Source organism: Halomonas ramblicola, assembly GCF_030409215.1.
In the GTDB taxonomy this organism is placed as follows: domain Bacteria; phylum Pseudomonadota; class Gammaproteobacteria; order Pseudomonadales; family Halomonadaceae; genus Halomonas; species Halomonas ramblicola.
Map to the genome: position 1 here is coordinate 157707 of NZ_JAUFPL010000028.1, position 25383 is coordinate 183089.

Genomic DNA, 25383 nt, shown 5'->3' on the forward strand with positions numbered 1-25383 from the left:
CTCAGGCCTCCCCGTCGAACAGGCCGGTGGAGAGGTAGCGGTCGCCGCGATCGCAGACGATGAACACGATCACCGCGTTCTCGACCTCCGCGGCGACGCGCAGGGCGCCGGCCAGGGCCCCGCCGGAACTGACCCCGGCCAGGATGCCCTCCTCCCGCGCCAGGCGGCGCATGTGCTCCTCGGCCTCGTGCTGGCCGATGTCCAGCACGCGATCGACCCGCGAGGCATCGTAGATGCGCGGCAGGTATTCCCGCGGCCAGCGGCGGATGCCGGCGATGCTCGCCCCGTCCTCGGGCTGCAGGCCGACGATCTGCACCTCGGGATTGCGCTCCTTGAGCGCGCGGGACACCCCCATGATGGTGCCGGTGGTGCCCATGGAGCTGACGAAGTGGGTGATGGTACCGCCGGTCTGCTCCCAGAGCTCCGGGCCCGTGCCGCGATAGTGGGACAAGGGGTTGTCGGGGTTGGCGAACTGGTCGAGCCGCTTGCCCTCGCCGCGGGCGATCATCGTCTCGGCGACGTCACGGGCCTCTTCCATGCCGCCCGCCTTGCTGACCGTGACCAGCCGGGCGCCGTAGGCGGCCATGGCCTGCTTGCGCTCCTCCGAGGCGCTCTCCGGCATGATCAGTACCATGCGATAGCCCTTGATGGCGGCGGCCATGGCCAGCGCGATGCCGGTGTTGCCCGAGGTGGCCTCCACCAGGGTGTCGCCGGGCACGAGATCGCCGCGCGCCTCGGCCTGCTCGAGCATGGAGAGCGCCGGGCGATCCTTCACCGAGCCAGCCGGATTGTTGCCCTCCAGCTTGGCCAGCAGGACGTTGTTGCGGCCGGCGGTGACGCGTTTGAGGCGGACCAGCGGCGTGTGGCCGACCACCTCCTCGATGGTGGGAAAATGCATGCAAGCATCCTAGTGCCAAGGTGTTTTCGCCATTATATCCATGCCACCGCAGGGTGGACAGGCATCCCCGATGGCTGTGTCATACTGGGGCCAGATACGCCGCACGAGCCCGCCGATGACCCTCAAGCTACGCCTGCTGCTCACCATCCTGGGGCTGCCCATGCTGCTGCTGGGCGCCATGGCCGCCACCAGCCTGCCGCTGCACCAGTCACACCATGAAGCCCTGCTGCAGGAGCGCCTCGACGAGGCCCTCGGCCTGTTGGCCCCGAGCCTGGAGGCGGCTGCCGCGGCGGGCGACGAGGCCCGACTGGAGGCGCTGGCCGCGCGACTCCTCGACATCGAGGAGGTGCGCGCCCTGGCACTGGTGACCCCGGAGGGCGAACGACGCCTGGAGCTGGGCCGGCTGCGCGGGGCGCCACCCTCCGCGGACGATGCCGCGCCCCTCGTGCAACGCCACGGCGAGTACTGGCTGATGCAGCTGCCCCTGGACGGCGCCGCTTCCGACCGGCTGGTGCTGGACGTGGACGCCAGCGGCCTGCTCCTCGACCACTATCGGCAACTCGGCGCCGCCGGCCTGCTGATGGTGATCGCGGGGGTGATCCTGGCGCTGGTGGCCGGCGCTACCCATCGCCGCCTGCAGCAGCCCCTCGAGGCGGCCGACGCGGCTCTCGGCCGACTGGTGCACGACGAGGTGCCGGACCCGCTGCCGCCCTCCCCGCCCGAGCTCGCCGGGCTCGGCGAGCGGGTCAACGCCCTCGCCGCGCGCCTCGCCGAGGCCCGGGTCGAGATGCAGCAGCAGGTGGAACAGGCCACCGCCGAGCTGCAGGAGTCCATGGAGACCATCGAGATCCAGAACATGAAGCTGGACATCGCCCACCGCCGGGCGGTGGAGGCCAACCGGGTGAAGTCCGAGTTCCTGGCCAACATGAGCCACGAGATCCGCACGCCGCTCAACGGCATCATCGGCTTCTGCCGCCTGCTGGGCCGCTCGCCGCTGGAACCCCGCCAGCGGGAGTGGCTCGACCACGTCAACCGGGCCTGCAACAACCTGCTGATGCTGGTCAACGACGTGCTGGACTTCTCCAAGCTGGAGGCCGGCCAGCTGGAGCTGGAGCGGCTGCCGGTGGACATGGTCGCCCTGGTGGACGAGGTGCTGGCCCTGCAGGCCCCGCTGGCCCACCCCAAGGGGCTGGAGCTGCTGGGACTGGTGTACGACGACGTGCCGTCCGCGCTGACCGGAGACCCGCTGCGCATCCGCCAGGTGCTGACCAATCTGGTCAACAACGCGGTGAAGTTCACCGACCGGGGCGAGGTGGTGGTGCGGGTGATGGTGGAGGACTCCGCTCCCGGCCGGATCACCCTGCGCATCGGGGTGACGGATACCGGCATCGGTCTCTCGGCGGAGCACCGTCGGCGCCTCTTCCAGGCCTTCCAGCAGGGCGCCGCCAGCCACTCCCGCGAGTTCGGCGGCACCGGCCTGGGACTCTCGATCTCCCGTCGGCTGGTGGAGCAGATGGGCGGCGAGATCGACGTCGACAGCGAGCCCGGCCAGGGTACCACCTTCTCCTTCACCCTGCCGCTGGAGGGCGATGCCCATCAGGAGCGCCCGCCGGAATTGCACCTCGCCGGTGAGACGGTGCTCATCGAGGAGCCTCACCCGGCGACGCGCCGCGCCCTTCGCCACCTCTTCTCGCGCTGGGGCGCCCGCCCGATCGAGGATGGCGACGCCCTGCCCGCCGGCGACGCCCCCACCCTGTGGGTGGCCAGCCCGCCGCCCGACCTCTCGAGCGACGAGACGGCGGCCTGGCAACGCCGCCTGGAGCGCCTGGCCTGCCCGGTCCTGCTGCTGGTCAACGCCAGCCCGCTGGAGCTGCCGTCGCTGCCCCTGCCCCATGGGGGCGAGATCCTCGCCAAGCCGCTGGCCCGCGCCAGCCTGGCCGAGGCCGTGGGGCGGCGGCTGCAGGCCCCTCATGCACCGCCGGCAGCCCCGTCGCCCCCCGCTGACTCGGCGTGCCTGCTGGTGGTGGACGACAACGAGTCCAATCGGCGCCTGCTGGGCGAGCTGGCCGCGGACGGCGGCCTCGAGGTGAGCCTGGCGGCGAGCGGCGAAGCCGCCCTGGCCCTGGCCCGGGAGCGCCGCTTCGACCTGGTGCTGATGGACATCCGCATGCCCGGCATGGACGGCATCGAGACCACGCGGGCGCTGCGCCACCTGGGGGGGACCTGGCCCGCCACCCCGGTGGTGGCGGTAACCGCCCATGCGCTGGAGGAGGAGCGGCGGCGGCTGCTGGCCAACGGACTCGACGACGTCCTGGCCAAGCCGGTGGAGCCACGCGCTCTCGCCGAGGTCCTCGGCCGTCATCTCGGCATGGCCCCGGCCCACCTCACGGAAACGCCCGGGCTGCCGGCGCCCGGAGCCCGTTGGGACGCCGCCTTCGAGGAGGAAGGCGAGCTGCCTAGCGTTGACCTGGCGCTGGGCACCCGGCTGGCGGGGGGGCACGAGGCCATGGCCCGGGAACTGCTGGAACGGCTGGCCGCCTCGCTGCCGGACAGCGAGGCGGCGATCCGGCAGGGCTACGAGACGCGGGACGACGAGGCGTTGCTGGACGCCATTCACGCCCTCAACGGCGCCTGCCGCTACTGCGGCGCCCCACGCCTGGGGCTGGTCGCCGAGACCCTGGAGACCCGGCTGCGCTCGCGGGGACGCGAGGCGGTGACGCCGCTGCTCGACGAGCTCTACGCCGCCATGGCCGATCTGCGCCGCTGGGCCGGCGCTCAGCCCTCGAGGACCACGAAGGCGATCGCGAACTCGGCCTCGTCGGAAATCGACAGGTGAGTCGCCCTGACCCCGGCGGCCATGGCCAGCTCATGGGCCTGGCCGCCCAGCACCAGTGAGGGGCGCCCCAGGGCATCATTGGCCACCTGGATCTCGGTCCAGCGCATGCCGTGACGCAGGCCGGTGCCCAACGCCTTGACGAAGGCCTCCTTGGCGGCGAAGCGCCTGGCCAGGTAGGCCGCCGGCGCCACCCGTGCGGGGAACCCCTCCCGCTCGGTCTCGCCCAGCAGGCGCCGGGGAAACCGCTCGCCGTGGCGTGCCAGGGCGAGCTCGAAGCGTGCCACCCGGGCGATGTCGGTGCCGATGCCCAGGATCATGAATCAATGCTCATGGTCGTGATCGTGCTCCTCCAGGGCCGCCACGAAACCGGCCTCCTGACCGGCGATGGCCAGCCGCTTCATCTCGGCCACGGCCTCCTTGAGTCCCACGAACAGCGCCCGGGCGATGATCGCATGGCCGATGTTGAGCTCCTGGATCCCGGGGATGGCGGCGATGGCCTCGACGTTATGATAGTGCAGTCCATGACCGGCGTTGACCGTCAGGCCGAGCTCCAGGGCCATCTCGGCGGCGGCGGAGAGCCTGGCATGCTCGCGGGTCGCCGCCTCGCCCGAGGCCTCCGCATAGGCGCCGGTATGCAGCTCGATCACCGGCGCCCCGGCCTGGTGGGCGGCCTGGACCTGCTCGGGGTCGGGGTCGATGAACAGCGACACCTCGCAGCCGGCGGCGGCCAGCCGGGTACAGGCCTCGGCCACGGCGTCGAAGCCGCCCACTACGTCCAGCCCCCCCTCGGTGGTCAGCTCCTCGCGCTTCTCGGGTACCAGGCAGACGTGGGCCGGGCGGAGCTCCTCGGCCAGGCGGATCATCGCCTCGGTGACCGCCATCTCCAGGTTCATGCGGGTGTTGAGCACCTCGGCCAGCAGGCGCACGTCGCGCTCCTGGATATGCCGACGATCCTCGCGCAGGTGCACGGTGATGCCGTCGGCCCCGGCCTCCTCGGCCAGCAGGGCGGCCTGGACCGGATCCGGATAGCGGGTGCCACGGGCCTGGCGCAGGGTGGCGATATGGTCGATGTTGACGCCGAGCAGGATACGCGGGGGATGCATGGGGCTCTCCTTGGGTAAGCCGTAAGCCGTAAGCTATAAGCTGTAAGCCGTAAGATAAGGTGGCATCTTACGGCTTACGGCTCACGGGTTACAGCTCCCGGACGGCGTCCGAGCGGGTCCGGCGCCGCTCGGCCAGCTCGCGCATCAGCTGCCGCGAGCGCAGCGGGCGGCTGCCCAGCAGCGGCGCCAGGGCGGCGCGCGCGATCGCCTTGGCGGGACCGGCCAGGCCGGGGGCATCCCAGTCGCCGGCGGCCAGCAGCCGCAGGGTACGACCGTCGAGCCCCGGCTCGCCGTGGCGGAAGGCCCGCGACACGGGGTCGAAGACGTAGCGCGCCTGGGGATCCAGTTCGCCGCCCTCGGCCTCGACGAAGCGCGGCATGGCGTCCAGCGCCTCGAGCAGGGCGAACTCCAGCCGGCGCAGGGACGCCGCCCGGTCTTCGGGGCGGGGCAAGGCCTCGAGCAGCGCCGTATAGAAGGCGAAGACCTCCGCCACCGGCAGCTCCACCGGCAGGGTGCGGGTCAGCAGCTCGTTGGCGTAGAGCCCGCAGAGCAGCCCCTCGCCGGCCAACAGCGCCGCAGCGCCCCGGCTCTCCATCAACCGCAGGCGCTTGAGCTCGCCTCCCCCCGTCCAGGTCAGGTGCAGCGGCGCAAAGGGCTGCAGCCGACCCCGGGAGCGCGAGCCGGGCCGCTGCACGCCCTGGGCCACGGCGCGTACCCGCCCGTACTGGAGCGTGAGCAGCTCCACCAGGGCGCTGGTCTCGCGATAGGGGCGCTTGTGCAGCAGGAAGGCGGGTTCGGGTGTCATCAATCCAGGTCGTAACCCAGGCTCTTGAGCGCGCGTTCGTCGTCGGACCAGCCGCGCTTGACCTTGACCCAGAGGTTGAGCATCACCTTGGCGTCCAGGGCGCGCTCCATGTCGAGGCGCGCCTCGCGGCCGATGCTCTTGATGCGCTCGCCGTTCTCGCCGATGAGGATCTTCTTCTGCCCCTGGCGCTCCACCAGGATCCGGGCGCTGATGTGCACCACCCGGCCCTCGTCGCGGAACTCCTCGATCTCCACGGTCATCTGGTAGGGCAGCTCGTCGCCGAGCTGGCGCATCACCTTCTCGCGGACCAGCTCGGCGGCCAGGAAGCGCTGACTCCTGTCGGTGACCTGATCCTCGGGGAAGTAGTGCACGCTCTCGGGCAGGTGCTTGGCCACCTCGGCCTCCAGCTCCGGCACGTTGGTGCCGTGCTTGGCGGAGATCGGCACGATGGCGGCGAACTCGCGGCGTGCCCCGACCGACTCCAGCCAGGGCAGCAGCGTCACCTTGTCCTGCAGGCGGTCGACCTTGTTGACCGCCAGGATCACCGGCGCCTCGACATGCTCGAGGCGCTGCAGGACGACCTGGTCCTCGTCGCTCCAGCGGGTGCGATCGATGATGAACACCACGCAGTCCACGTCGCGCAGGGCCTGGACGGCGGCCTGGTTCATGAAGCGGTTGATCGCCTTGTTGCGATCCTTGGCCAGGATATGGATCCCGGGCGTATCCACGTAGATGGCCTGGGCGTCGCCCTCGGTCTTGATGCCCATCACCTGATGGCGGGTGGTCTGGGGACGCCGCGAGGTGATCGAGACCTTCTGGCCGAGGATGCGGTTCATCAGCGTGGACTTGCCGACGTTGGGGCGGCCGACGATGGCCACGAAGCCGCAGGTCTGGGTCATGACCGCGCTCCCTTGGTGGGTTCGAGGTGCATGAGGGCCATCTCGGCGGCCTGCTGCTCGGCATGGCGACGGCTGGAGCCGACCCCGGTGGTGTGAGCCTCGAGCATCTCCACGTGGCATTCCACGGTGAAGGTCTGGGCATGGGCCTCGCCCTCCACGCTGACCACCTCGTAGCGCGGCAGTGGCGCCTGGCGCGACTGCAGGAACTCCTGCAGTCGGGTCTTGGGATCCTTCTGGGTATCCTGCAGGCTGATGCCCTCCAGGCGGCCGGCGAACCAGGAGAGCACCCGCACGCGCACGCTCTCCATGCCGGCGTCCAGGTAGATGGCGCCGATCACCGCCTCCACGGCGTCGGCGAGGATGGAGTCGCGGCGGTGGCCGCCGCTCTTCATCTCGCCGGAGCCCAGCCGCAGGTGTTCACCGAAGCCCATCTCGCGGGCCAGCTCGGCCAGGGTCTGGCCCTTGACCAGGCGCGCCCGCAGCCGCGACAGCTGCCCCTCGCGGGCCTCGGGAAAGCGGCGGAACAGGGCCTCGGCGATGACGAAGTTGACGATGGAGTCGCCGAGGAACTCCAGGCGCTCGTTGTTCTGGCCGCCGTAGCTGCGATGGGTCATGGCCAGCTCGAGCAGGGCGGGGTCGCCGAAGTCGTGACCGAGTCGTCGACTGAAGGCGTTGAGGGAATTGCTCACGAATATCCTGTTGTCCGGTGTCGGGGCGAAGCGGGCTCAGTGGATGCGGCGAATGCTGGTGAAGCTCGGCAGGCCGCCGTCCCAGTGCATCCACACGGCGAAGGCGCGCCCCACGACATTCTCCTCCGGCACGAAGCCCCAGTAGCGACTGTCGTTGGAGTGGTCGCGGTTGTCACCCATGGTGAAGTAGTGGCCGTCCGGCACCACCAGCTCGCGCATCTGGGGCCCGGGGTCTCGGGGGTTATTGTAGATGCGGTGCTCCACCTCGCCCAGCTGCTCGGCCAGCAGCAGCTCGCCGGGCGCCCCGGCGGGGCTCTCCTCCATCAGCGCCTTGGGCACCGGCTCGCCGTTGACGTAGAGCTGCTTGCCTGCGTAGCGGATGCGATCGCCGGGCAGGCCCACCACGCGCTTGATGAAGTTGACGGAGGGCTCGTCGGGGAAGCGGAAGACCATGACGTCGCCGCGCTCGGGCTCGCCCAGGTCGACGATCTCGGTATGGATCACCGGCAGGCGCAGGCCGTAGGCAAACTTGTTGACCAGGATGAAGTCGCCGATCTCCAGGGTCGGGCGCATCGAGCCGGAGGGAATCTGGAAGGGCTCCACCACGAAGCTGCGCAGCACCAGCACCACCAGCAGCACCGGGAAGAAGGAGCGCGCATAGTCCACCGGCCAGGGCTCCTTGAGGAGCGCCTTTTCCCGGGCCTCCTTGCCGAGCCCCTCGGTGGTGCCGGCCTCGGCGGCCTGCAGGGCGCGCCGGCGCGCCGGGCGCAGCCAGACGAGGTTCAGCAGGGTGATCACGCCGGTGACGGCGACCGCCACCACCAGCAACAGAGAGAAGTCCATGGGGGGTTCCGTTCCTAGTCATTCACCTTGAGCACGGCGAGGAAGGCGTCCTGGGGAATCTCCACCCGGCCGACCTGCTTCATGCGTTTCTTGCCCGCCTTCTGCTTCTCGAGCAGCTTCTTCTTGCGGGTCACGTCGCCGCCGTAGCACTTGGCGGTGACGTTCTTGCGCAGCGCCTTGACGGTGGAGCGCGCCACCACCTGGCCGCCGATGGCCGCCTGGATGGCCACGTCGAACATCTGGCGAGGGATCAGCTCCTTCATCTTGTCGACCAGCGCGCGACCGCGGGCGTGGGCATGGTCGCGGTGAATGATCACGGCCAGGGCATCCACCCGGTCGCCGTTGATCAGCACGTCCAGGCGCACCAGCTTGGCGGCCTCGAAGCGCTCGAAGTTGTACTCCAGCGAGGCGTAGCCCTTGGAGATGGACTTCAGGCGGTCGAAGAAGTCCATCACCACCTCGGACATCGGCAACTCGTAGGTGAGCTGGATCTGGCTGCCCAGGAACAGCATGTCGAGCTGGGTGCCGCGGCGCTGCTCGCACTCGGTGATGACGTTGCCCACGAACTCCTGGGGCACCAGGATGCTGGCCCGCACGATGGGCTCGCGCATCTCCTCCACGTCCGCCATGTCGGGCAGCTTGGAGGGGTTGGAGACGTAGCGGACCTCCTCGTCCTTCATCAGCAGCTCGTAGACCACGGTGGGCGCGGTGGTCAGCAGGTCCAGGTCGTACTCGCGCTCGAGGCGCTCCTGGACGATCTCCATGTGCAGGGTGCCCAGGAAGCCCACGCGGAAGCCGAAGCCCAGGGCATCGGAGTTCTCCGGCTCATAGTCCAGCGAGGCGTCGTTGAGCGCCAGCTTCTCCAGGGCGTCGCGGAAGTCCTCGTAGTCATCGGCGCTGACCGGGAACATGCCAGCATAGACCTGGGGCTTGACCTTCTGGAAGCCGGGCAGGCGTGCGACATCGGGCGTCTTGGCGTGGGTGATGGTATCGCCCACCGGGGCGCCTTGGATGTCCTTGATGCCGGCGACGATGAAGCCCACCTCGCCGGCGCGCAGCACGCCGGTCTCGCGGCGCTGCGGCGTGAAGATGCCCACCTCGCTGGCCTGCCAGTCGCGCCCGGTGGACTTGATGCGGATCTTGTCGCCCTTCTTCAGGGTACCGTCGAAGATGCGCACCAGGGAGACCACGCCCAGGTAGTTGTCGAACCAGGAGTCGATGATCAGCGCCTGCAACTGCCCCGCCGGGTCACCCTTGGGCGACGGGATGTCACGCACCAGGCGCTCGAGCAACGCCTCGATGCCGATGCCGTTCTTGGCGGAAACCTGGCAGGCATCGGTGGCGTCGAGGCCGATGATCTCCTCGATCTCGTGGGCCACCTTGTCGCAGTCCGCCTGGGGCAGGTCGATCTTGTTGAGCACCGGCAGCACCTCGAGGCCCTGCTCGATGGCGGTGTAGCAGTTGGCCACCGATTGGGCCTCGACGCCCTGGGCGGCGTCCACCACCAGCAGCGCCCCCTCGCAAGCGTAGAGCGAACGCGACACCTCGTAGGAGAAGTCCACGTGCCCCGGGGTGTCGATGAAGTTGAGCTGGTAGGTGTTGCCGTCCTGGGCATGGTAATCCAGGGTCACCGACTGGGCCTTGATGGTGATGCCCCGCTCGCGCTCCAGGTCCATGGAGTCGAGCACCTGCTCCTTGAGCTCGCGCTCGGTCAGGCCCCCGCAGGTCTGGATCAGTCGGTCGGCCAGGGTCGACTTGCCGTGGTCGATGTGCGCGATGATCGAGAAGTTGCGGATGTGCTTGAGCTTGTCAGGGGTGGTGTCTTGGGACATCGAGTGACTTCTGCCTGGTGGGTTCTGGCCGGGCCCGAGGGCGGGACGCCTGTGACGGAGAGGCCGGGATTGGGCGCCATTGTACCGGGATGCGCGACCCAGATACAGCGACCCGACGACCGGGGGCCGTCGGGTCGTGGTCGCGGGGCCTGGGGAAGGCTCAGTCGCTGGCCAGGCGCATGGCCACGAACAGCGAGCGCCCGTCGCGGTAGAGGCGCACCGGCACGGCGCGGTCGGTGGGCAGGTCGCCGGCCAGCGACATCAGTTGGGAGGGGCTGGACACCTCCTGGTGATCGATGCTGACCAGCACGTCGCCGGGGCGGATGCCGGCGGCCGCGGCGGCGCCGCCGGGGGCGACCTCGCGGACCCGCACGCCGCCGTCGATGCCGAGCCGCTCGCGCTCGGCGGGTTCGAGCTCGCTCACGGCGAGACCCAGGCGCGCCTGCTGGCCGTCATCCTGCTGGCGGCCGGTCGGACCACCGTTCTCGGCGTCGGGCCAGTCGCCCAGGGTCACCGCCAGCTGGCGGCGCTCGCCGTCGCGCATCAGCTCGAGTTCCACCTCGGTGCCCGGGGCGGTGCGCCCGATCAGCCGCGGCAGGGTGCTGGAGTCGTGGACCCGGGAACCGTCCACCTCGAGGATGACGTCACCGGCCTGCAGGCCACCCTCGGCGGCCGGCCCCTCCGGGTCGAGGTCGGCGATCAGGGCGCCACGGGGCTCGTCCATGCCGAAGGACTCCGCCAGGTCGCGGGACACCGGCTGGATCATCACCCCCAGCCAGCCACGGTGCACCTGGCCATCCTCGCGGAGCTGGTCGGCCACGTCCATGGCGACGTTGATGGGAATGGCGAAGGACAGCCCCATGAAGCCGCCGCTGCGGGTGAAGATCTGGGAGTTGATGCCGACCACCTCGCCGTCCAGGTTGAACAGTGGCCCGCCGGAGTTGCCGGGGTTGATGGCCACGTCGGTCTGGATGAAGGGCACGTAGGCATCGCGCGGCAGGGTGCGGTCGATGGCGCTGACGATGCCGGCGGTGACCGAGTGGTCGAAGCCGAACGGCGAACCGATGGCGGCTACCCACTCGCCCACCTGGAGGCGATCGGAGTCGCCGAGGCGCAGGGTCGGCAGGTCGCTCGCCTCGACCTTGAGCACCGCCACGTCGGTGCGCTGGTCGCTGCCCACCAGCTCGGCCTCGAGCTCGCGGCGGTCGTTGAGTCGCACCAGGATCTCGTCGGCGCCGTCCACCACGTGGGCGTTGGTCATGATGTAGCCGTCATCGCTGATGATGAAGCCGGAGCCCAGCGACTGGCGCTCCTGGGAACCGCCCGGCGACGGGGACCGGCCAGGCGGCATGGGGAAACGATCGCCGAAGAAGTGGCGGAAGATCTCGGGGATATCCTCTTCGCTGAAGCCCTGGAAGGGGTTGCCGCGGCTCTCCACCACCCGGCTGGTGGAGATGTTGACCACTCCGGGAGCGGCCTCCTCCACCAGTTCGGTGAAGTCGGGCAATTCGCGGGCCGCGGCCGTCTGCCAGGCCAGCAGGGCGGCGGCCAGCAGCATCCATAGGGAGAAGGGACGTAGCATTCGCTTCATGGGAGACTCCTGCGATGGATCCAGTCAAAGCGGTGTACGACAGGCGATCACATGGTGTCGCCACGGGATGGAGACAAGTCACTCATCGGCCTGATCGCCCCGCCAGCGGAGGTTATCGGCGACGCGAAGCAGGACGCGCGGCGGCAGCTCCCCCATCACCACCACCTGGCGCGGCTCGCCGCCCAGGTCGCGATGCCGCACGGCGGCATTGGACACCCCCAGCCGGTGCAGGCCGGGAGCCAACAGGTCGGCCGCCTCGATCGGGGCGACGAACAGGCTGAGCGTGGAGAGGCCGTCGCTGTAGAGGCGATGGGCCACGGCGTCGCCATGCCGAGCGCTCTGGGTGTCCACGGGCTGGGCGATGAAGCCCCCGGGCAGCCAGCCCAGCTGCCAGGGCTCCCGGGGCGCCTCGCGAGCCTCGTCGATGATCACCTCCCCCGGGTGGAGCCGCGGGCGATCCAGGGCGGTGAGCTGGAAGGTTTCCAGGGCCCGGCCCGTCTCGTCGAGGAGCGTCTGCTTGAGGGTCAGGCCGGTGGCCACATCCAGCCACAGGCGATGGCCGAAGCGCAGGTTGTCGAGGGGGGCGATGTCCAGGCGGCGCACCCGGCGATTGGCGATGCGCTCCTCGTCGCCGAGGCGCAGGCGGTAGTGGTCACCGACGTGGGCCGCGATGCCGGCCGGCGACAATGGCGCCTCGCCGCCGTCCGACCAGCCCAGGCGCCCGATCCGCCCGCGCCGCTCGAAGGAGATGGGCGGCCCGTCCAGGAAGCGCGCCAGGCCCCGCTCGACGCCGTCGTGCACATCGTGGCTCAGCACCAGGGTGCGTACGCCGTCGTAGCCGATGCGCACCGCATGGGCATCATACCGATAGCAGTGGCCCGCCCAGAGACTGCGCTCGAACCAGGCGAGCGGGGTATCGGGAGCGGGAAGATCCTCGAGGGCACGACAGTCGAAGCGGCCGTCGACGACCGCCTCGTCGAGCGACTGGGCCTGGGCAACGGTAGCGACCGAAACCAGCCCCAGGGCGAGAAAGAGGACACCGGCGACACGCTGGCGAGACGCGGGCATCGACACCCCCCGGCTCAGCGTTGACCGAGGCTGTCGGCGCCGGTGGCGCGCAGCAGGGGCATCCAGGCGTCACCGCTGCGGTAGGCGGCTCCCTCGGCGTGACGGTCGAGGTAGGACTGCAGCAGGCGGGCCTGTTCCTCGTCGGCCATCAGCGATTGGCGCTGACCGGGGGCCATGAACATCGGGTTCGACTCGGCACCGCCGCCCACGGTCATCAGCCCGGAACCGCTGGCCTGGGGCAGCTGGAAGAGCGGGAGATCCACCAGCGAGGGGCGCGAGGCATCGTTGCCGCCCTCCCCGCTACCGGCCAGACTCGCCGGCGCGGGTCGAGAGCTGCCATCGCCGGCGGCCAGGCTACCCTCGCCACTGCCGGGCAAGCCGCCGTTGTAGAACTGTACCCCGGTGATCACCATCAGTGACACCGCGGCCGCGATGCCGGCACTGCGCGCCATGGGCAGCGAGCGCCGGGTGGCGAATCGCGGCTCGGCGGCCGGCGGCTGGCCGGGGACCGGCTCATCCTGCAGGCGGTCGAGAATCCCGGCAGACAGGTCGGTGGAGACATCGACCCCAGGCTCGCGCCGCATCAGGCTACGCATCAGGTGGTAGCGTCGCCACGCCTCGGCGGCATCGGCTTCGTCACCCAGCGATTTCAGCACACGACGCAACTCGAGTTCATCCCCCTCGTCGTCCATCAGGACAGAGAGCGATTCCCGTGCGTTCTGACTCATTCTTCAACCCCTCAGAGTGGCAAGGCCGGCGCCTTGCATCCGTTGCCAGTCCGATATCGGCATTCGCGGCGCAGGCCGGGAATGCCGACATCACGAAACGCCATGGGCGGATCGAACACTGCTTGTGACGCCAAAGGCGCCTGACAGTTCAGCGAATCGTCAAGAAATCGGTAATTTTCCCCACCGGGGTCACTCCTCGAGCGTTTCGCGATTGCGGGCGGTGGTCACCAGCGGCTGGATGTGCTGGTCGACCGCTTCCCGGGCGCGGAAGATCCGCGAACGCACCGTGCCGACCGGGCAGTCCATGATGTTGGCGATGTCCTCGTAGGAGAGCCCTTCCAGTTCGCGCAGCGTGATCGCGGTGCGCAGGTCGTCGGGCAGGTTATCGATCGCCTCGAACACCGCGGCTTCCAGCTGATCGCGGGCCATGGCCGCCTCGGGGGTTTCGGTGTCGGAGAGGCGACCGCTGTGATCGACGATCTCAGCGTCGACGATATCCAGGTCGCTGCCCGGCGGGCGCCGCCCCCTGGAGACCAGGTGGTTCTTGGCGGTGTTGATGGCGATACGATACATCCAGGTATAGAAGGCGCTCTCGGAGCGGAACTTGCCCAGGGCGCGGTAGGCCTTGATGAAGGCCTCCTGGGCCACGTCCTGCACCTCGGCATGGTCGTGCACATAGCGGCCGATCAGCCCGATGATCTTGTGCTGGTACTTCTTCACCAGCAGATCGAAGGCGCGGGTATCGCCCTGCTGGGCGCGCTCGACGAGCTGCTGGTCGGTCTCCCTGGCGCTCATTCACGCCCTCCCGGTCCGATGACCGCGACGCGGCAACGGATGGCACTGCGGGAGTGGCGATGAAAAAAACCGGACATGGCATGCAAGCATAGCGTCAACCTGGAGCCCTGGGGCAGCTGAGAATCTGGTGGCCGTAGCCGAAAGTCGCACAAGTGTTCCCGTTTCTCGTCCATCCATCAAGCCGGGTGCCGCCATCGCGGCGCCCGCGCTGGGACAGGGCGAGGCGTGAAGGGTTCCACACGATTGATTTTTGGCACCCTGGCGGGCGATAGTAGGGGGACTTTCCCTTTCTTAGTCAGCGCAGTCACCACACCACAGGTAGCCGAATGTCAGAGCAGCAGGTCAACAACCTCAACGTCCTCGCCCAGGACGTCCTCATCACCCCCGAGGCCCTCAAGCAGGAGATCCCCCTGACCGAGACGGCCGAGCGCACCGTCATCGAGGGTCGCGAGACCATCCAGCGCATCCTCGACGGCCGCGACCCGCGCCTGCTGGTGGTGGTGGGCCCCTGCTCCATCCATGACGTGGATGCGGCCCTGGACTATGCGCGACGCCTGCGCCGACTGGCCGATGAGGTGAAGGATAGCCTCTACATCGTGATGCGCGTCTACTTCGAGAAGCCGCGTACCACCGTGGGCTGGAAGGGACTGATCAACGACCCGCATCTCAATGGCTCCTTCGAGATCGAGGAAGGCCTGCACATCGCCCGCAAGCTGCTGGTGGAACTCGCCGAACTGGGCCTGCCGCTGGCCACCGAGGCGCTGGACCCGATCTCCCCGCAGTACCTGCAGGACTGCATCAGTTGGTCGGCCATCGGCGCCCGCACCACCGAATCCCAGACCCACCGCGAGATGTCCTCGGGGCTCTCCTCCCCGGTGGGCTTCAAGAACGGCACCGACGGCAGCCTCGACGTGGCGGTCAACGCCCTGCAGTCGGTCTCGCATCCGCACAACTTCCTGGGCATCGACCAGGCCGGCCAGGTGGCGATCATCCGCACCCGCGGCAACGCCTACGGCCATGTGGTGCTGCGCGGCGGCAACGGCAAGCCCAACTACGACAGCGTCAGTGTGGCACTCGCCGAGCAGGAACTGAAGAAGGCCGGCATCAAGCCCAACATCATGATCGACTGCTCCCACGCCAACTCCAACAAGGACCCGGCCCTGCAGCCGCTGGTGCTGGAGAACGTCACCAACCAGCTCCTCGAGGGCAACCGCTCCATCATCGGCCTGATGATCGAGTCCAACATCGGCTGGGGCAACCAGAAGATGCCGGAGGACATCAGCCAGCTGGAGTACGGCGTCTCCATCACCGACGCCTGCATCGACTGGGACACCACCGACCGGGCGCTGAAGGAGATGAACGCCAAGCTCGCCGCGGTGCTGGCCAGGCGCATCCAGGCGGCCTGACCCCTCTCTCCCGCGCAGCAGGGCCCGCCGAGCGGCGGGCCCTGCTGTTTTGCACACCTCAGGCGTCCTGGCGGACCCCGTCGATCTCTCGCACGAAGGGCGGCAGGGCGTCGAGCAATGCCCGGCCGTAGCGGCGGGTCAGCACGCGGCGATCCAGCAGGCTGATGCGGCCGCTGTCGGCCTCCTTGCGGATCAGCCGGCCGCAGGCCTGCACCAGCTTGATGGAAGCGTCGGGCACGCTGATGCGCATGAAGGGGTTGCCGCCCTGGCTCTCGATCCACTCGGCGAGCGTCGCGCCGACCGGGTCGTCGGGCACCGCGAAGGGCAGCCGGGTGATCACCACATGGGTCAGGTAGTCGCCGGGCAGGTCGATGCCCTCGGCGAAGCTGGCCAGGCCGAAGATGATACTGCCCTGCCCCGCATCGACTCGCTCGCGATGCCGCGCGATCAGCTCGCGCTTGGGCAGCCGGTCCTGGGCCAGCACCCGGCCGGCCAGCGCCCCGGGCAGCGCCTTCTCCACGGCACGCAGCTGGGCTCGCGAGGAGAACAGCATCAGTACCGCCTCGTCGTCGGGCAGCGCCGTCACGAAGTCGACGATGGCCCGCTCGTGGCCCTCACGGTCGGCGGGGTCGACCGCCTCCCGCGGCACGCTGAGCACCGCCCGGGAGTAGTCGAAGGGGCTGGGCAGTTGCTGGTAGCGATAGCGGTTGGCGAGCCCGGCCCGTTCCTGCAGCCGCTCGAAGCGCCCCAGGGCGGTGAGGGTCGCCGAGGTGACCACGGCCCCGAAGGTGGACCCCCACAGGGTCTTCGCCAGGGTATGGGCCGCCGAGACGGGGCTCGCCGAGAAGGTCAGCTCCGCCTCGCCGCCGAAACGCTCCAGCGTCAGCCAGCGCGCCCGGGGCGGCTCGCCCTCGGGGTCGACCTCGGCGAAGGCCTGCCACAGGGCGTGGGCCTCCAGGGCCCGACCATGCAGCAATGCCAGCAGCGGCAGCCAGGCCTCGGCCTGCTCGCGGGGCAGGCCGGTGTGCTTCTCGGGATCGAGGCTCTCGCGCAGGATATCGGACAGGCTCTCGAGGGTGCGCGACAGCTCGGCGAAGAGCACCACCAGCGCCTCGGCCTGCTCGCACAACTCCTCCGGCGCACGCCCCATCTCGAAACGCTGCTGGTGACCCTCCTCGCCGTCGGCCAGGCCCTGGGGGCGGCCGGCCAGCTGATGGCCCAGGGCGAAGACCTCGCCGAGCCTCGGCTCGGCGGCGTCAATGGCCTGGGGCAGCCCGGCCAGCAGCCGCGCCAGGGTGGGCTGCACCGCCAGCGCCTGGTTCAGCTCGGTCAGCGACTTCCTGAGGTTGCGCAGCCAGCGCAGGGCGGCGCCCACGGCGAAGCGATGGGTGAAGTGGTTGAGCGCCTTGTCGGGCAGGTGGTGCCCCTCGTCGAAGACATGGATGCAGTCGCCAGGGTCGGGGAGCACCACGCCCCCGCCCAGGGCCAGGTCGGCCAGCACCAGGTCGTGGTTGGCGACGATGACGTCGGCGGTATCGAGGTCGCGCCGCGCGCGGAAGAAGGCACAGGCGCCGAAGTGACCGCAGCGACGGTTGGTGCACTGGCGATGATCCACGGTGAGGCGGCGCCAGTGGGCATCGACGATGGCCTCGGGCCAGCTGTCGCGGTCACCGGCCCAGCGGCCGTTGCCGTAAGCCTCGCCCATCGCCTTGACCAGCGCCTGGAAATCGTCGCCGCCACTGTCCAGTGCCTGCTCGAACAGCGACAGGGTGGGATTCTCCTCGCCCCCGTCCAGGGCCTGATCGAGGCGCGCCACGCAGACGTAACGTCCACGCCCCTTGGCCAGGGCGTAGTCGAAGTCCAGGCCGCTGTGGGCCTTGAGCGCCGGCAGGTCCTGGTGGAGCACCTGCTCCTGCAGCGCCACCGTGGCAGTGGCCACCACCAGCCGCTTGCCGCGGGCCTTGGCCACCGGCAGGGCGGCGAGCAGGTAGGCCAGCGTCTTGCCGGTGCCGGTGCCCGCCTCGAGCACGCAGACGTGCTCGTCGGAGGTGCGCCGGCCGGCGTCATCGGCCTCGATCCCCGCCAGGGTGCGGGCGACCTCGGCGATCATCAACCGCTGGCCGTAGCGGGGGGTGAGCTCGAGGCCCTCGAGCACGCGGCGATAGGCGGCCTGGATCTCGCCCTTCAGGGCCTCGTCGAGCATGGCAGTCAGAGCAGCCCTTCCGGCGGATGCTCGCAGGGCAGCTTGTCGCCGATGAAACGTTCGATCTCGGGCAGGGAGAAGGCGTCCTCCTCGCCCACGAAGCTGATCGACACCCCCTTGGCGCCGGCCCGGCCGGTGCGTCCGATGCGGTGCACGTAGTCCTCCGGGTCTTCCGGCAGGGTATAGTTGATCACATGGCTGACATCCTCGATATGGATGCCGCGGCCGGCCACGTCGGTGGCCACCAGCACCCGCACCTCGCCCTCGCGGAACTGCTCGAGGGTCTTGATGCGCTGGTTCTGGGGCACGTCACCGGAGAGCATGGCCACGTTGACGCCGGCCTTGCGCAGCAGCTCGTCGAGCCGGCGGACCAGATCGCGACGGTTGCCGAACACCATCACCCGATCGAAGCTCTCCTGCTCCAGAAGGCGCACCAGCAGGCGCTGCTTGTCGTCGTCGCCGACCAGGTAGACGCGCTGGTCGATGTCCGCCCGGTTGTCGACGGTGACGGCGATCTCCACGTGGGCCGGCTCATGAGTCCACTGGCCGGCCAGGTTGAGAATGTCCTCGGTGAAGGTGGCCGAGAAGAGGAAGGTCTGGCGCTCCTCCTTCTTCGGGGTGTGGCGGATGATGCGCTTGACGTCGGGGATGAAGCCCATGGAGAGCATGCGGTCGGCCTCGTCCAGCACCAGCACCTCGACCTGGGTGAGGTCGACGTCACGCTTCTGGTGGAAGTCGAGCAGCCGCCCGGGGGTGGCCACCAGGATGTCGAGCTTGCCCGCCAGGCCCTCGCGCTGCTTCTGGTAGTCCATGCCGCCCACCACGCTGGCCACCTTGAGGTGGGTGAAGCGCGCCAGCGCCTTGGCATCCTTCTCGATCTGCAACGCCAGCTCGCGGGTCGGAGCCACGATCAGTGCGCGGGGGGCGCCCTCCTTCTGGCCGTCCGGGGTCGGCTCCTCGAGGAAGTAGGCGAGGATGGAGATCAGGAAGGCCGCGGTCTTGCCGGTGCCGGTCTGGGCCTTGCCGACTACGTCGCCGCCCAGCAGGGTATGGCGCAGTGCCTCCGCCTGGATCGGCGTGCAGTACTCGAAGCCCTGGGCATGGATGGCACGCATCAGCGGCAGGGGCAGGTCGAAGTCGTGAAAGCGCCACTTGCCCGCCACCGGGGGCACCTGGAACTGGCGCAGGTCCCAGTTCGACTGGCGACGGCGCGGCTTGCGGCGACGACGCTTGGGCTTGCGGTTCTCGGCCGGGGCCGTGGTCTGTTCCGACTCGCTCATAGGCTTGCTGTCTAGTCCGTGTCGATAAGGAGGTCGTGTAATACAAACGACTATTGTAACAGCCAATGCGACGAAGGGCGCCCCTAGTACAAGGGGTACGAGCCATCGTCGCAGGCAATGCTCGGGGCCGATCCGGCGACAGGCCTTCGGGGAGGCGCGTAGAGGGTTTGTCGGCACCGCAGATCGGGACTGGTAGAATGCGCACCAGACCAGAGGAGTTACTCCATGACCCGTCGCAAGAAGACCCGTTCGCTGGCCGACAAGGTGCAGATCCGCACCGGCCGGCGCAAGGACTACAAGAAGTGGCGTCACGAGAATCCCGACCAGGTGACCTCGTCGACCCGCTATACCCGCAAGAAGCACCAGCAGCGCAAGCTGCAGGCGGCCCGCAAGCTGGCCCGCCAGGAGGCCGGCCCGTCCATCGCCATCCACCCCGAGCGCGAAGGGCAGGATCCCGGCCAGGGAGGCAAGGACGACTGATGCGACTCGTCTCGTTCAACATCAACGGCATTCGCGCCCGCCTCCACCAGTTGGAGGCGCTGGTCACGGCCCATCGCCCGGCGCTGATCGGCCTGCAGGAGACCAAGGTGCAGGACGCCGACTTCCCCGCCGAGGCGGTGGCGGCACTGGGCTATCGCGTCTACTACCACGGCCAGAAGGGGCACTACGGGGTCGCCGTGATGGTCGATGCCACCCGGTGCGGCGAGCCCGAGGCGGTGCACTACGGCTTTCCGGACGATGGCGAAGAGGCCCAGCGGCGGATGATCGGGGTGCGCCTGCGCCTGGCGGACGGCGCGCCGCTGACGGTGTGGAACGGCTACTTCCCCCAGGGCGAGAACGTCGAGCACCCGGTGAAGTTCCCCCACAAGCGCGACTTCTATGCCCAGTTGAAGCGCCTGCTGGAGGGCACCCATCGCACCGACGAACGCCTGGCGGTGATGGGCGACTTCAATATCTCGCCCCAGGACATCGACATCGGCATCGGCGAGGCCAACCGCCGGCGCTGGCTGCGCGAGGGCAAGACGAGCTTCCAGCCGGTGGAGCGCGAGTGGCTCGACGGCATCAAGGCATGGGGGCTCACCGACAGCTACCGGGTCCGCTACCCGGAGACGGACGACCGCTTCAGCTGGTTCGACTACCGCTCCCGCGGCTTCGAGCGCGACCCCAGGCGCGGCCTGCGCATCGATTATATCCTGGTCACCGCGCCGCTGGCCGAGAAGGTCACGGATGCCGGGATCGACTACGACCTGCGCAGCATGCAGAAGCCCTCCGACCACGCGCCGGTATGGACGGAGCTGGCGCTATAGGCAGGCGACCCCGGCGGGCACCGAGGCCGACGGCCTAGGTCGAGGCCATGGCCTCTAGCCAGCGCTCGGCGTCATCCTCGCCCAGTTCCCGGGCCCGGGTCAGGGCGCGCTCGGCCAGGTCCCGGCGTCCCCAGGTGTGGGCCAACTGACCCAGCCGCAGCCAATCGCCCCCCTCTCCGCTGCGCTCGGCCAGCGCCTCCCAGGCGCCCAGGGCGCGGTCGCGGTCGCGTGCCGCCTCCCAGGCCTGGGCCAGCAGGCGACGGTGCGCCTCGCTGTCCTCCAGCTGCCCGGCGTCCAGCGCCGCCTCGAGGTATTCGGCACCGCGCGCCGGAGTGCCGCCGGCCAGGTGCAGGTCGATCAGGCGACGCAGGTCGTCGCCGCCCTCGAGCACCCCGCGCCGCCAGCCGGCTTCCCAGATCGCCGCGGCCTGACCGGCGTCGCCCAGCCGCTGGGCCAGGGCCGCGGCCTGCCGCCAGCGCCCGGGATCACGGCTCGCCGCCAGGCCTTCGGTCAGCAACCCCAGGGCCGCGTCGTCCCGGCCGGCGCGGCGCAGCACCGCGGTGGCCAGGCCGCGTCGGGCCTCGCTCGGCTCGGGGGTGACGGCCAGGGCACGCTCCACCCAGTCGGCGGCATCCTGCCACTGCTCCCGCTCGGCCAGCGCCCGGGCCAGGCGCCAGCGATCCTGCGGCTCCCCCTCGTGGTGCCCCAGCCAGTCGGCCAACAGCTCGCTGCCGCGCTCGACCTGTCCCGCGGCCAGGCGCAGCCGCGCCTCCTCGGCCTGCCAGCGGTCGCGCTGCACCGACTCGACGCCGGGCGTCTCGCGGGCCGCGCGAAGATGTTCGGCGGCCGCCGCCGGGTCGTCGGCGCGTACCGCGGCGCCCGCGGCCAGTTGCAGGTAGAGGGCCCGGGCCCAGCGGTCGGCGGCATTGCCGCCGGCCAGGCGCTCGGCCTGGGCCAACGCCCGCTCACTCACCGCCCCGGTCTCGCCCGCCTCGAGCCGCTCCTGCAGGCTCTCCAGATCGGCGATAAAGGACCCCGGCAGCGGGGGCGCGGACCAGGCCGGCGGCATGGCGACGAGCCAGCCGGCGGCGACCAGTGACAGGAGGCGAAGAGGCGACATGGAAATTCCCCGTTGCAGGCTATCTCAGCTGGAATTCCAGGCGCTGCCGAGCCCGACGCAGCCCCTGTGCAGGCTCGAAACGCCAGCGCGACACCGCCTGCCGGGCGGCATCATCGAAGACGTTGCGCGGCTGGGCCGAGGTCACGCGGATGCTCGCGGGATCGACGCGGCCGTCGGCGCGGATCACGAACTCCAGCTCCACGTGCCCCTCCAGCCCGCGGCGCTGCGCCCGGGCCGGGTACTCGGGCGGTACCCGGCTGGTCGGCGCGATCTGCCCGACATCCACCGGTTCGCCGTCGGCGGGCTCCTCGGCGGCCGGCTCGGCGCTGGATGCCTCGCTGGACGACTCGGACGGCTGCGGCTCGGAAGACGGCGAAGGATCGGGCGCGGGTTGCGGCTCCGGTTGCGGCTCCGGTTGCGGTTGCGGCTCGGGTTGCGGCTGTGGCTCGGGCTGCACCTCGCTGAGCTCCGGCAGGGTGGCATCGAGCTCCAGCGGCTCGGCCGCCTCCGGTGGCAGCTCGGGCTCGGGTAGCGCCACCGGGCTCTCGGCCAGGGGAGCCGGCTCGGGCAGGGGCGGCGGCGCTACCGGCTCGGGGGGGACCGGCGGGGCGGCCTCGGCGGGCGGTTCGGCCGCTTCCGGCTCGGCCTCGGGCGCCTCGACGCTGGTCAGCGGCATGCTCATCTCCAGCACCTCGATCTCCGGCTCGGGCGGCGAGACCAGCAGTGCCAGCAGCCAGAACAGCGCCAGCGCCATGGCCACGCCGGCCAGGGCCGAGACGGGAATCCGGGTCATGGCGCGGCCCGGGTCGCGGCCACCGCGACCTGCTCGACGCCGGCCTCGCGGATGCGGTCCATGACCTCGATCAGCAGGCCGGTGGTGGCCTCGCGATCCGCCTGGATCACCACCCCGCCGTCGCCGCTGATCAGGGCGGCGACCTCGTCGCCGACGCGGTGGGCGTCCACCGGCTGGCCGTCCACCCAGACGGCGCCCTCCGGGGTGATCGCCACCATCAGTTGGGCATCCGGCTGGGGGCTGGCGGCGCTGGACTCGGGCCGCTCGATCTCCACGCCACTCTCCTTGATGAAGCTGGTGGTGACGATGAAGAAGATCAGCATGATGAAGACCACGTCCAGCATCGGGGTCAGGTTGACCTCGCCGGCATCGCCTCCCTCGGCGGCCAGGCTGCGGCGTCTACGCATGGGACTCCTCCACGGCGCGGGCCAGGCGGTCATGCAGCCGCTGGTCCTCGCGACGAATGATCTGTTCCAGTCGGCTGGTGAACAGCAGGCCCACCACCGCCACCGCCATGCCCGCCAGGGTCGGCAGGGTGGCCCGCGCCACGCCGTCGGCCATGGCCCGCGCCTGGCCGGTATCGCTCAGCGCCAGGCTGTCGAACACGGCGATCATGCCGGTGACGGTGCCCAACAGGCCGAGCAGCGGGCAGAGCCCCACCAGCAACTTCAGCCAGGGCAGCGGACGCCGCAGCCGGGCGATCAACGCGCGGGTCCAGGCCTCGCGCAGCGTCAGGGCGCTCCAGCTCAGGTGATCGGGGCGCGCCGCCCAGCGCTCGATCAGGGCGCGGCGCGCGCGGCGATAGGTGATGCGGAAGAACAGCACCCGCTCCAGGGCCAGGCCGAACAGCAGCGCCGCCACGCCGGCGATGCCCACCAGGATGACGCCGCCGGCATCGACCAGCCGCGCCAGGGGCTCAAGCCAGAGAGGTAGCACGGCGCTCGCTCCCGGTGTCGCGCGGGGTCGCCTGGCGATGCTCGAGCTGCTCGGCCAGGGCCGCGCTGGCCTGCCCTTCCACCACGCCGGCCAAGTGGCGGCTGCGCCCGGCCAGGGCGGTATGGGCGAACAGCAGGGGCACCGCGGTGATCAGGCCCAGGACGGTCGTGACCAGGGCCTGGCTGATGCCGCCCGCCATCAACTGGGGATCGCCGGTGCCAAACACCGTGATCGCCTGGAAGGTGACGATCATGCCGGTGACGGTGCCCAGCAGGCCCAGCAGCGGGGCCACGGCGGCGAGCAGCTTGACCAGCGGCTGGCCGCGCTCGAGTCGCGGCAATTCGGCCAGCACCGCCTCGTCGAGGCGCGCCTCCAGGGCCTCGGGCACCGGATCGTCGGCTAGCGCCCGGAAGCGCCGCAGCACCCGGCCCAGGGGGTTGTCCTCGCGCAACCGACTCAGGTCGCGCAGCTGGCGACGCATCGCCACGCTCACCTTGAGCAGGTAGGCGTACTGCAGCAGCGCCACCAGCAGGCCGACGGCGCCCAGGCCCACCACCACATAGCCCACGGCGCCCCCTTGCCGGAAGCGCTCCACCAGGCTGGGGCGCTGGGCCAGGGCCTCGATGACCTGCCCTCGGGTGGGATCCAGCGCCAGCCGCTCCCCCTCCCCGGCCTGGAAGTCGGCGAGCAGCTCGCTCACCTCCCCCGGCGTGCGCGCCGCCGTGGAGAGCACGCCCTCCTCGGCGCCCCGCTCCAGCAGCGCGCCCTCGCTGAAGGCGGCCAGGTCGCCCAGGCGCACCACCTCGCGGGAGGCGACCTCGCCGTCACTGCCGGCCACGGGGGCGTCGAAGGCGACGACCCGGCCGGTCTCGGCGGTCAGCGCCATCAGCGCATCGCCCAGGGTCTCCAGGTGCTCGGGCCGGAGCACCTCGGCCTCGTCGAGGCGCGGCGGCAGTTCGGCGCCGCCCACCGTGATCCAGCTCTCGGCCAGGTCGTCGCGCAACTCGCCGCTGTGACGCGCCAGGGTGTCCAGCACCGCCGCCAGGTCGTCGCCCTGCTCGGCCTGCCGGGCGTCGAGCTCGTCACGGCGCGCCTGCAGCTCGGCCTGACGCTCGTCCAGCGCCGAGGCGCGCGCCTCGGCCTCGCCATGGGCCTCGCGGGCCTCGTCGAGGGCCGCCTGCAGGGCATCGCGATCCTCGACGAGCTCGGCCAGCCGCGCCGCATCGCGGGCTTCGGCCGCCTCGCGCTCGGCGCGCAGGGTCTCCAGGGGCTCGTCCTGGGCCTGGGCCGGCAGTGCACCGACCAGCAGGCCGCCCAGAAGCAGGCCGAGCAGGGCGCGACGCCCGGCGCGCATCCGCTGCGGATTCATAGGCTCGCCTCCGCGTCGTCGGTGGGGGTAGCCGCCCTTTCCAGGGAGTGGGAAATCGGCAGGGTCAGCAGCTCCGGCGCCCGCTGCTCGCGGGCGATGCGCAGGCCGTGGCGCAGTTCGACGCGGCCGGCCTCGTCGAGTGCCTGCCAGCGCTCGGCGTCGGCACGCCAGACGCCGCCCTCGCGCCCGTCGGGGGTCAGGTAGTAGAGGCCCGCGCGCCCCAGGCGCAGGAAGTCCACCTCGCGGCGGTCGTCGCCCTCGCCCAGGGTGCCGCGCCAGGCATCCAGCTCGCGGCCGTAGTCGAGCTCGGCGCGCCAGGCGGCGAGGATGCGGTCCAGGCGATCCGCGGCGGAGGCGTCGGGATCGGCCATGCCGCTCTCGAGGCCCTCGACACGCGCCAGGCGCTCCTCCTCGAGGAACGGCAGGTCCTGCTCGATCCAGGCCCGCAGGCGCGCTACCAGGGCCTGCTCGATCTCCGGCAGCACCTCGCGGGTCTCGGCCAGGGTATCCAGGGCCGCCTCGCGCTCGTCCAGTCGCTCGACCCGGCGCTCCAGGCGCGGCTCCTCGGCCTCGGCGCGCGCCTCCAGGCGGCGCGTCTCGCCCTCGAGTCGGCGCAGTTCGGTGAGCATCTCGCGGCTCTCGTCGTCGGCGGCATCGATGCGCGCCTGCAGCTCGGCCTGGGCGCGTTGGGCCTCGCTGGCCTCCTGCAACACCTCGTCGGCCGATAGGGGGGACGCCGCCAGCACCAGGCCGGCCGCCACCCCGATCAGGATGTGTCGGGTCCTCTCCACGTCGGGCTCCCTGGGATCCGTGTCGAATAGCGTCAGGATCATCGCAAAAGTGATAACAATTATCAATGGCAGAAAGCCGCCCTCATGCCGA

At 70.5% G+C, this 25383-nt stretch carries 24 protein-coding genes; 4 read left to right on the top strand and 20 right to left on the bottom strand.

Features of this window, described 5'->3' with window-relative positions:
* Position 1: 1 nt before the first annotated feature.
* Entirely contained in the window at positions 2-898 is an 897-nt protein-coding gene (gene cysM / locus QWY80_RS11780) for a cysteine synthase CysM (protein ID WP_290231683.1), read from the bottom strand.
* A 115-nt stretch (positions 899-1013) separates the two neighbouring features.
* Here cysM and QWY80_RS11785 point away from each other — a divergent pair, with 115 nt between their 5' ends.
* A complete protein-coding gene (locus QWY80_RS11785) occupies positions 1014-3734 on the top strand; it encodes an ATP-binding protein (protein ID WP_290231685.1) in 2721 nt (906 codons plus the stop codon).
* Here the strand turns inward: QWY80_RS11785 and acpS are convergent.
* The 11 genes from acpS to rpoE form a co-directional block, all read right to left on the bottom strand.
* Positions 3674-4051, bottom strand: a complete 378-nt coding sequence (gene acpS / locus QWY80_RS11790; protein ID WP_290231688.1) for a holo-ACP synthase — start codon at positions 4049-4051, stop codon at positions 3674-3676. The genes QWY80_RS11785 and acpS overlap by 61 nt on opposite strands.
* 3 nt (positions 4052-4054) lie before the next feature.
* A complete protein-coding gene (pdxJ, locus tag QWY80_RS11795) occupies positions 4055-4837 on the bottom strand; it encodes a pyridoxine 5'-phosphate synthase (protein WP_290231690.1) in 783 nt (260 codons plus the stop codon).
* A gap of 88 nt (positions 4838-4925) precedes the next feature.
* The gene (recO, locus tag QWY80_RS11800; RefSeq protein ID WP_290231692.1) at positions 4926-5642 is read right to left on the bottom strand and encodes a DNA repair protein RecO; all 717 of its coding nucleotides are present in this window, start codon (positions 5640-5642) and stop codon (positions 4926-4928) included.
* Positions 5642-6541, bottom strand: coding sequence for a GTPase Era (gene era, locus QWY80_RS11805; RefSeq protein WP_290231694.1), 900 nt, complete (start codon positions 6539-6541; stop codon positions 5642-5644). The genes recO and era overlap by 1 nt, the downstream gene beginning before the upstream one ends.
* The gene (gene rnc / locus QWY80_RS11810; RefSeq protein WP_290231696.1) at positions 6538-7230 is read right to left on the bottom strand and encodes a ribonuclease III; all 693 of its coding nucleotides are present in this window, start codon (positions 7228-7230) and stop codon (positions 6538-6540) included. The genes era and rnc overlap by 4 nt, the downstream gene beginning before the upstream one ends.
* A gap of 36 nt (positions 7231-7266) precedes the next feature.
* A complete protein-coding gene (lepB, locus tag QWY80_RS11815) occupies positions 7267-8073 on the bottom strand; it encodes a signal peptidase I (protein WP_290231698.1) in 807 nt (268 codons plus the stop codon).
* 14 nt (positions 8074-8087) lie between these two features.
* A complete protein-coding gene (gene lepA / locus QWY80_RS11820; protein ID WP_290231700.1) occupies positions 8088-9905 on the bottom strand; it encodes a translation elongation factor 4 in 1818 nt (605 codons plus the stop codon).
* A gap of 160 nt (positions 9906-10065) precedes the next feature.
* Entirely contained in the window at positions 10066-11496 is a 1431-nt protein-coding gene (locus tag QWY80_RS11825; protein WP_290231702.1) for a DegQ family serine endoprotease, read from the bottom strand.
* Positions 11497-11574: 78 nt separating this feature from the next.
* The gene (locus QWY80_RS11830; RefSeq protein ID WP_290231704.1) at positions 11575-12564 is read right to left on the bottom strand and encodes a MucB/RseB C-terminal domain-containing protein; all 990 of its coding nucleotides are present in this window, start codon (positions 12562-12564) and stop codon (positions 11575-11577) included.
* A 14-nt stretch (positions 12565-12578) separates the two neighbouring features.
* Positions 12579-13292, bottom strand: a complete 714-nt coding sequence (locus QWY80_RS11835; protein ID WP_290231707.1) for a sigma-E factor negative regulatory protein — start codon at positions 13290-13292, stop codon at positions 12579-12581.
* Positions 13293-13481: 189 nt separating this feature from the next.
* Positions 13482-14087, bottom strand: coding sequence for an RNA polymerase sigma factor RpoE (rpoE, locus tag QWY80_RS11840; protein ID WP_290231710.1), 606 nt, complete (start codon positions 14085-14087; stop codon positions 13482-13484).
* 326 nt (positions 14088-14413) lie between these two features.
* On the opposite strand from rpoE, the gene QWY80_RS11845 reads away from it, so the two are divergent.
* The gene (locus QWY80_RS11845) at positions 14414-15493 is read left to right on the top strand and encodes a 3-deoxy-7-phosphoheptulonate synthase (protein ID WP_290231712.1); all 1080 of its coding nucleotides are present in this window, start codon (positions 14414-14416) and stop codon (positions 15491-15493) included.
* 58 nt (positions 15494-15551) lie between these two features.
* Here QWY80_RS11845 and dinG read toward each other — a convergent pair whose 3' ends face one another.
* Together dinG and rhlB are read right to left on the bottom strand one after the other, a co-directional pair.
* Positions 15552-17696 carry an ATP-dependent DNA helicase DinG gene (gene dinG, locus QWY80_RS11850; RefSeq protein WP_290231715.1) on the bottom strand — a complete coding sequence of 715 codons (2145 nt, stop codon included), beginning with the start codon at positions 17694-17696 and terminating at the stop codon, positions 15552-15554.
* Positions 17697-17701: 5 nt separating this feature from the next.
* Positions 17702-18976, bottom strand: a complete 1275-nt coding sequence (gene rhlB / locus QWY80_RS11855) for an ATP-dependent RNA helicase RhlB (RefSeq protein WP_290231716.1) — start codon at positions 18974-18976, stop codon at positions 17702-17704.
* Between the two features lie 225 nt (positions 18977-19201).
* Here rhlB and QWY80_RS11860 point away from each other — a divergent pair, with 225 nt between their 5' ends.
* Positions 19202-19456 (top strand): hypothetical protein, encoded by a 255-nt coding sequence (locus tag QWY80_RS11860; RefSeq protein ID WP_290231717.1) that lies wholly within the window; start codon positions 19202-19204, stop codon positions 19454-19456.
* Entirely contained in the window at positions 19456-20283 is an 828-nt protein-coding gene (gene xthA, locus QWY80_RS11865) for an exodeoxyribonuclease III (RefSeq protein ID WP_290231718.1), read from the top strand. The genes QWY80_RS11860 and xthA overlap by 1 nt, the downstream gene beginning before the upstream one ends.
* Before the next feature lie 34 nt (positions 20284-20317).
* On the opposite strand, the gene QWY80_RS11870 is transcribed toward xthA, so the two are convergent.
* From QWY80_RS11870 to QWY80_RS11895, 6 genes are read right to left on the bottom strand one after another with little or no spacing between them, the layout of a single operon-like run.
* A complete protein-coding gene (locus tag QWY80_RS11870; RefSeq protein WP_290231719.1) occupies positions 20318-21403 on the bottom strand; it encodes a tetratricopeptide repeat protein in 1086 nt (361 codons plus the stop codon).
* A gap of 19 nt (positions 21404-21422) precedes the next feature.
* Positions 21423-22196 (bottom strand): energy transducer TonB, encoded by a 774-nt coding sequence (locus QWY80_RS11875; protein WP_290231720.1) that lies wholly within the window; start codon positions 22194-22196, stop codon positions 21423-21425.
* Entirely contained in the window at positions 22193-22603 is a 411-nt protein-coding gene (locus tag QWY80_RS11880) for an ExbD/TolR family protein (protein WP_290231721.1), read from the bottom strand. The genes QWY80_RS11875 and QWY80_RS11880 overlap by 4 nt, the downstream gene beginning before the upstream one ends.
* Positions 22596-23132 (bottom strand): MotA/TolQ/ExbB proton channel family protein, encoded by a 537-nt coding sequence (locus tag QWY80_RS11885; protein WP_290231723.1) that lies wholly within the window; start codon positions 23130-23132, stop codon positions 22596-22598. The genes QWY80_RS11880 and QWY80_RS11885 overlap by 8 nt, the downstream gene beginning before the upstream one ends.
* A complete protein-coding gene (locus QWY80_RS11890; RefSeq protein WP_290231726.1) occupies positions 23113-24501 on the bottom strand; it encodes a MotA/TolQ/ExbB proton channel family protein in 1389 nt (462 codons plus the stop codon). The genes QWY80_RS11885 and QWY80_RS11890 overlap by 20 nt, the downstream gene beginning before the upstream one ends.
* Positions 24498-25292 (bottom strand): DUF3450 domain-containing protein, encoded by a 795-nt coding sequence (locus tag QWY80_RS11895; protein ID WP_290231728.1) that lies wholly within the window; start codon positions 25290-25292, stop codon positions 24498-24500. Before QWY80_RS11895 ends, QWY80_RS11890 begins: the two co-directional genes overlap by 4 nt.
* Positions 25293-25383: the final 91 nt, after the last annotated feature.

Excerpts from the sequence above, each read along its gene's own strand:
- QWY80_RS11880 (WP_290231721.1), bottom strand. The coding sequence starts at position 22,603 with ATGCGTAGACGCCGCAGCCTGGCCGCCGAGGGAGGCGATGCCGGCGAG.
- recO (WP_290231692.1), bottom strand. The coding sequence starts at position 5,642 with ATGACACCCGAACCCGCCTTCCTGCTGCACAAGCGCCCCTATCGCGAG.
- rhlB (WP_290231716.1), bottom strand. The coding sequence starts at position 18,976 with ATGAGCGAGTCGGAACAGACCACGGCCCCGGCCGAGAACCGCAAGCCC.
- QWY80_RS11825 (WP_290231702.1), bottom strand. The coding sequence starts at position 11,496 with ATGAAGCGAATGCTACGTCCCTTCTCCCTATGGATGCTGCTGGCCGCC.
- QWY80_RS11845 (WP_290231712.1), top strand. The coding sequence starts at position 14,414 with ATGTCAGAGCAGCAGGTCAACAACCTCAACGTCCTCGCCCAGGACGTC.
- QWY80_RS11890 (WP_290231726.1), bottom strand. The coding sequence starts at position 24,501 with ATGAATCCGCAGCGGATGCGCGCCGGGCGTCGCGCCCTGCTCGGCCTG.
- xthA (WP_290231718.1), top strand. The coding sequence starts at position 19,456 with ATGCGACTCGTCTCGTTCAACATCAACGGCATTCGCGCCCGCCTCCAC.
- QWY80_RS11830 (WP_290231704.1), bottom strand. The coding sequence starts at position 12,564 with ATGCCCGCGTCTCGCCAGCGTGTCGCCGGTGTCCTCTTTCTCGCCCTG.
- lepA (WP_290231700.1), bottom strand. The coding sequence starts at position 9,905 with ATGTCCCAAGACACCACCCCTGACAAGCTCAAGCACATCCGCAACTTC.
- QWY80_RS11860 (WP_290231717.1), top strand. The coding sequence starts at position 19,202 with ATGACCCGTCGCAAGAAGACCCGTTCGCTGGCCGACAAGGTGCAGATC.
- acpS (WP_290231688.1), bottom strand. The coding sequence starts at position 4,051 with ATGATCCTGGGCATCGGCACCGACATCGCCCGGGTGGCACGCTTCGAG.
- QWY80_RS11835 (WP_290231707.1), bottom strand. The coding sequence starts at position 13,292 with ATGAGTCAGAACGCACGGGAATCGCTCTCTGTCCTGATGGACGACGAG.
- QWY80_RS11875 (WP_290231720.1), bottom strand. The coding sequence starts at position 22,196 with ATGACCCGGATTCCCGTCTCGGCCCTGGCCGGCGTGGCCATGGCGCTG.
- QWY80_RS11870 (WP_290231719.1), bottom strand. The coding sequence starts at position 21,403 with ATGTCGCCTCTTCGCCTCCTGTCACTGGTCGCCGCCGGCTGGCTCGTC.
- rpoE (WP_290231710.1), bottom strand. The coding sequence starts at position 14,087 with ATGAGCGCCAGGGAGACCGACCAGCAGCTCGTCGAGCGCGCCCAGCAG.
- dinG (WP_290231715.1), bottom strand. The coding sequence starts at position 17,696 with ATGCTCGACGAGGCCCTGAAGGGCGAGATCCAGGCCGCCTATCGCCGC.
- cysM (WP_290231683.1), bottom strand. The coding sequence starts at position 898 with ATGCATTTTCCCACCATCGAGGAGGTGGTCGGCCACACGCCGCTGGTC.
- pdxJ (WP_290231690.1), bottom strand. The coding sequence starts at position 4,837 with ATGCATCCCCCGCGTATCCTGCTCGGCGTCAACATCGACCATATCGCC.
- era (WP_290231694.1), bottom strand. The coding sequence starts at position 6,541 with ATGACCCAGACCTGCGGCTTCGTGGCCATCGTCGGCCGCCCCAACGTC.
- QWY80_RS11785 (WP_290231685.1), top strand. The coding sequence starts at position 1,014 with ATGACCCTCAAGCTACGCCTGCTGCTCACCATCCTGGGGCTGCCCATG.
- lepB (WP_290231698.1), bottom strand. The coding sequence starts at position 8,073 with ATGGACTTCTCTCTGTTGCTGGTGGTGGCGGTCGCCGTCACCGGCGTG.